4 protein-coding genes, 1 tRNA gene and 1 pseudogene are annotated in these 4,845 nt (G+C 34.6%); 3 read left to right on the top strand and 3 right to left on the bottom strand.

Annotated elements, in window-relative coordinates:
• Positions 1 to 799: pseudogene (locus DMP16_RS07960) on the top strand (tRNA CCA-pyrophosphorylase); the annotation flags it as partial.
• Entirely contained in the window at positions 787 to 1,386 is a 600-nt protein-coding gene (locus DMP16_RS07955) for an RIO1 family regulatory kinase/ATPase (protein WP_069281612.1), read from the top strand. The pseudogene DMP16_RS07960 and the gene DMP16_RS07955, both read left to right, overlap by 13 nt.
• On the opposite strand, the gene DMP16_RS11565 is transcribed toward DMP16_RS07955, so the two are convergent.
• The gene (locus DMP16_RS11565) at positions 1,375 to 1,593 is read right to left on the bottom strand and encodes a hypothetical protein (protein ID WP_083216429.1); all 219 of its coding nucleotides are present in this window, start codon (positions 1,591 to 1,593) and stop codon (positions 1,375 to 1,377) included. The genes DMP16_RS07955 and DMP16_RS11565 overlap by 12 nt on opposite strands.
• Positions 1,594 to 1,762: 169 nt before the next feature.
• Between DMP16_RS11565 and DMP16_RS07945 the strand changes: the two genes are divergently transcribed.
• Positions 1,763 to 1,859, top strand: a tRNA-Pro gene (locus DMP16_RS07945).
• Position 1,860: 1 nt separating this feature from the next.
• On the opposite strand, the gene DMP16_RS07940 is transcribed toward DMP16_RS07945, so the two are convergent.
• Together DMP16_RS07940 and DMP16_RS07935 are read right to left on the bottom strand one after the other, a co-directional pair.
• Positions 1,861 to 4,020, bottom strand: a complete 2,160-nt coding sequence (locus DMP16_RS07940) for a fibronectin type III domain-containing protein (protein WP_231961209.1) — start codon at positions 4,018 to 4,020, stop codon at positions 1,861 to 1,863.
• Between the two features lie 79 nt (positions 4,021 to 4,099).
• On the bottom strand, positions 4,100 to 4,845 hold a 746-nt coding region (locus DMP16_RS07935), incomplete at its 5' end, for an ABC transporter permease (protein WP_255446839.1).

Below are 4,845 nucleotides of genomic sequence, written 5' to 3'. Positions count from 1 at the left end.
GAGATTTATGAAAGGAATAGGAGTGTATGGGGCGGAAATAAAAGTACAAGGGTTTTCCGGATATTCAGCAGAACTTCTAGTAATTTATTTCAAATCCTTTAGAAAAGTACTAGAGAATGCCTCTAAATGGAGACCCAAAACCTTAATAGAAATCGTAAAACCAGCCAAAATCTTTAATGAACCATTAATATTACCAGATCCAGTAGACCCTAAGAGGAACGTTACAGCTGCAGTATCGCTTAAGAACCTTGCAACATTCTCGTTGGCTTCTAGGCAATATCTTAAAAACCCGTCGATAGAGTTTTTCTTCCCTAGCAAAATAAATTACTCCAGAATTAAAGGAGATGTATTAATCATAAACTTATTAATCCACGAAAAAATAACGGAGGATATAGTTTGGGGGCAAATAAAGAGAAGTATGAATAAAATTAGAACTGTATTAGAGATAAATGGATTTAAAGTTATCGATATTCAAGCTTGGAATAATTCTGAAAAGATAACAATTGCAATACAGCTAGAAAGCAAGGAGATTGGCAAATATTACTTAAACGCGGGACCACCGTACTATTCTGAATCGGCAATAGACTTTATAGAAAAAAATGAAAACATTTGGATAGGGGATGATGGCAGACTATATTCTATAAAGGAAAGAAAATTGTATAACGTGGAGGAAATCGTAAAAAATAATATAATTTTAAAGCCAAAATTCTCTATTGAAACACATTGGCTGAGTCAAGGAGAGAATATGGACGAAAACTTGATGAGATTCTTGAGAAAGACCCCACCTTGGTTGAAATAAGGCATTTCATTTATCCCTATTACTCAGCAGAGATAGAAAGAGAACTAGTTCAAGCTGGGTTTACGTACGCTTACTCATATGGAAAGACCATTATAGGAAGGCTAAGGGTTATAGGTAAAGGAAAAACCGGGATTATTGCACTTGTTGAGCCAAATAAGGTATTAAAGATAAGACGGACTGATTCCCCGAAAGAAAGTTTAGAAATGGAAGCTAAGATGCAAATGAGAGCTGGAGAAGAGATAGCTCCTAAGGTATATGATTACGGTAAGAATTACATTTTAATGGAATATATAAAGGGAAGAGAATTAAGTAAAAATGAGAGAAAGGAAATAATATTTGACCTACTAATGAGGGCAAAATTGTTAGAAGATAAAAAAATAGAACACGAGGAATTATCAAGACCTTGGAAGAACGTCCTTATTAGTAACGAGAGAACATATATAATTGACTATGATTCTGCTTCTATTAAAGAGAAGCCTAGAAACGTTTCTAAAATACTATCAGCATATTTAAAGAAAAATGACTTAGCCATAAAATATATAAAACATGAATTGACATTAGAAGAAATAATTAAACTAATACTCTAGAATCACCGGTTTCGCAATCTTCTTCTTCAATATTATTTTAATGTCCTCCAATTTAGGAACATTTAACTCATGCCCACACTTTGGGCACTTTCCTCCAAATATGGACTTTATTTCTGAAGGAGTTCTAACCCCGTAAAAGTCTTGTCCAACTTTTTCAAATCTATATAATGTATTTCCACAATTTCTGCAAACATATTTTACTGGAATTGATGACCACCTATTAAGAAGTATGAAAAATATAAATAAATCTCAAATTGCGGTTATACGCATCATACTTTACGCATAAATAGGGGGAGAGAGTTGACCGAAAGTAAAAAAATCACGTGTGTATTACCTATCGGTTAATTTATATACCCTTTTACATATTCACTATTAAGGGGCCGTAGTCTAGCTTGGACTAGGATGCCAGCCTGGGGATCTATTCCCCACCACCAGAACGCTGGTGGTCCCGGGTTCAAATCCCGGCGGCCCCATTTACCAATCATAACTACTACCTCTTCCCCTAGTTATAATAGCGATACTAAGCAAGATCATTATCGTTAAAAGTATTATAACAATACTTTGCTCTAGACTAATACCACTTCCATCCGTAGCAGAACCAGAAACGATCTTTACAACAGATATGTTAATCACTTTCATGTGAACTATAGTAACATAATCCCCAGAATAATGAATAATTGCAATACCAGCTGGCGATCTCCCAGCTGGATTTACAGCAAATACCTTAACCAGAAAAGTTCCATTAGATATATTAGTTACAACAGATGTACCTGGTCCTTCATACACTAAACTGCCATTAACGTAAACTAGATAACTCAATGCACCATTAACACTATTCCATTCGATGTAGAGATCATTACCCAAACCTACTAAAGAAATTTGAGGAGCTGAAGGAGGTAAATAATAGATTATTTTCTCAATAAATCTAGAAGTGCCAGCTGGATTAGATGCAACTATAACTAGAGTATAATTTCCCTCTTCAGGTACTTTAAATAAATAGGAGTTATCCAAAGGATTCATAACACTAGATAGTAAAGTTCCGTTCGGGTAAAACAGTTGTAGAGTAACATTTGCTGGAAAGTCAACTGAGTAATTAACTAATATACCACTTTGTAATTTACTTAAGACAGCTGTTATCTTAGCTTTAGTTATAGGCGTTACAGCTATAATATAAGGACTACTATTCCCTAACTTATTATATGCGTAAACATACACATCGTAAGTCACATTAGGCACTAAATTGGTTATAGTTAAACTAGTAGAATTAGTGTAGTAAGATGAAACTACATTACTACCATTCTTAACTACTAAGTAATAGCCCAAAATCGGATAACCTCCAGAAAATGAGGGAGGAGACCATGATAACGTGACGTTGCCATTACCGTATTTTATAGAATTTATATTAGGTGAATTGGGAACTGAAGCAGGAATAAGCTCAACTAGATTAGATGGTGAAGAATAACCGATGGAGTTGTAAGCCAAAACCTCAAAGAAATAAGGAACACCATCTTGAAGACCATTTATCGTATAACTAGTCGAATTCCCAACGTTAACTGAAGTATTAAAGCCATCATTAGACCAGTACATTATCTCATAACCGCTAGCTAAACTGACAGGTGTCCACGATAAACTAACACTCTCGTTTCCTGAGGCATAGGAAGTTATTTTAGGCGGTAACGGGGGAAACATAAATATAACATCCTGAAATGTAGATACATCAGTAAAACTATTACTCTCCCCGCCAGCTAGATATAAAACATTACCAACTTGAGTATAACCAAAATCAAAAGCAGGATTAACCAAATAACCAACCCGTCGGAGATTATTATTATAGTAGGCATATATCGCATTATTTACCCCTCCAGAACTTGCGGTGAACGTGTAACCTCCTACAATGAAAATTACACCCCTATAATAAGCTAAAGCCCCACCCTTTATCCAGAAGGGTAAAACACCATTCAATACTGTCCAATGATTACTCTGGGGATTATAAATTAAAATATCATTAGTATAAGCCCCGTAACCGATATATCCTCCCGCTATAATCAGATCAGAACCATTAAATACATAAGCCCCATGAGCAGTAGGAACTGGCATATAGCCAATAATAGACCAACTATCATTATTTGGATAAAACACCCTCACCTCATTAGCAGGGGGAAAATAAATACCGATTAAACCAGTAGTATTCTCTCCACCTACCACGAAGATTTTATTATCATAAACGAAAGCCATTACATCATAAGCTGGATCTGGCATATTATTACTTACTACAACCCATTTACCTCCATTAAGCATAAGTACATAAGGAATAGTACCAGAACTATTATACCCCCCTAACAAATAGATCGTATTATTAAAGACTACAGCTGTACCTCCTATTATATTAAATGGTAAGCTAGGTCCTTGGTACCATGTTCCATTAGAATAAATCCAAACTTGCCTTGGTGTATTATCTCCACCTATAACATATAATTTGCCATCATAATAAACTAAGGCTGAGTTAGAATCTTGATAAGGTAACGAAGAGACATAATTAGATGATACCTTAAAATTTGTTGATGTAGCATGAACAGATATAATAGGCAATAGAGATAAAATCAGTAACACCAATAACAAACTCCGCTTCTTCATATTACCTTTACTTAAGATAAAAAAATTTAAAAACATTTACTATCCTTTCAAGGTAAATCTTGATTACAAGAAAAACTATTTACCTCAAATAATGATTTATAATTCTAATTACTACAATAAGAATTATTGAAAAAAGCAGCAAGGAAGCTGAGGCAGTAATTGATGCATTAAAGTAAGTTAGATATTGATTATAAATGTATACTGAAGCAACGTAGTCTCCATTAAACAACCAACCGGAGACGTATGGCGCTATTATTACGACAGAACCAAATTCACTTATAGCCCTAGCTACAGAAGTTAAGCCGGCTGAAATTACACCCTTTATGGACAACGGGAAAACTACAGATACGAAAACCCTAAACTCTGACGCACCTAAACCCATCGCATATATCTCATATGAAGTTGGCAAAGACTCAAAGAAATTTTGAACAGATCTAATGTAAATGGGGGAAGACACTATAATCAATGCTAGTATCAAACCTAGGTAAGAATAATAAAAAATTATGCCATGAGAATATAGAAACTTTCCCAAAGGATTTACAGGACTATCGATGAAAACAAGTGCAATACCTACTAGCGGATGAGGTATGGATGCAGGAACGTCAACTATAGTCTCTATAACTGGGTTTTTATGCCTAGCCAAATAATAAGCTAAAGGTGTGAAAACAATTACTATGATAGTTACAGCTACTGCAGAGGAGAAGAAGGTCAAAGCTATAGATGATAAAAGTGATCTACTAAATGCAACAGACTTAATGAAAAACGGACCAAAACCATAAAACAACAAATAGAATATTGGGATAACTAAAAGAAGGGATAAAAAAA

The organism is Sulfolobus sp. B1, from assembly GCF_007050195.1.
GTDB lineage: Archaea > Thermoproteota > Thermoprotei_A > Sulfolobales > Sulfolobaceae > Saccharolobus.
This window is presented reverse-complemented; position numbering and strand designations above follow the sequence as displayed.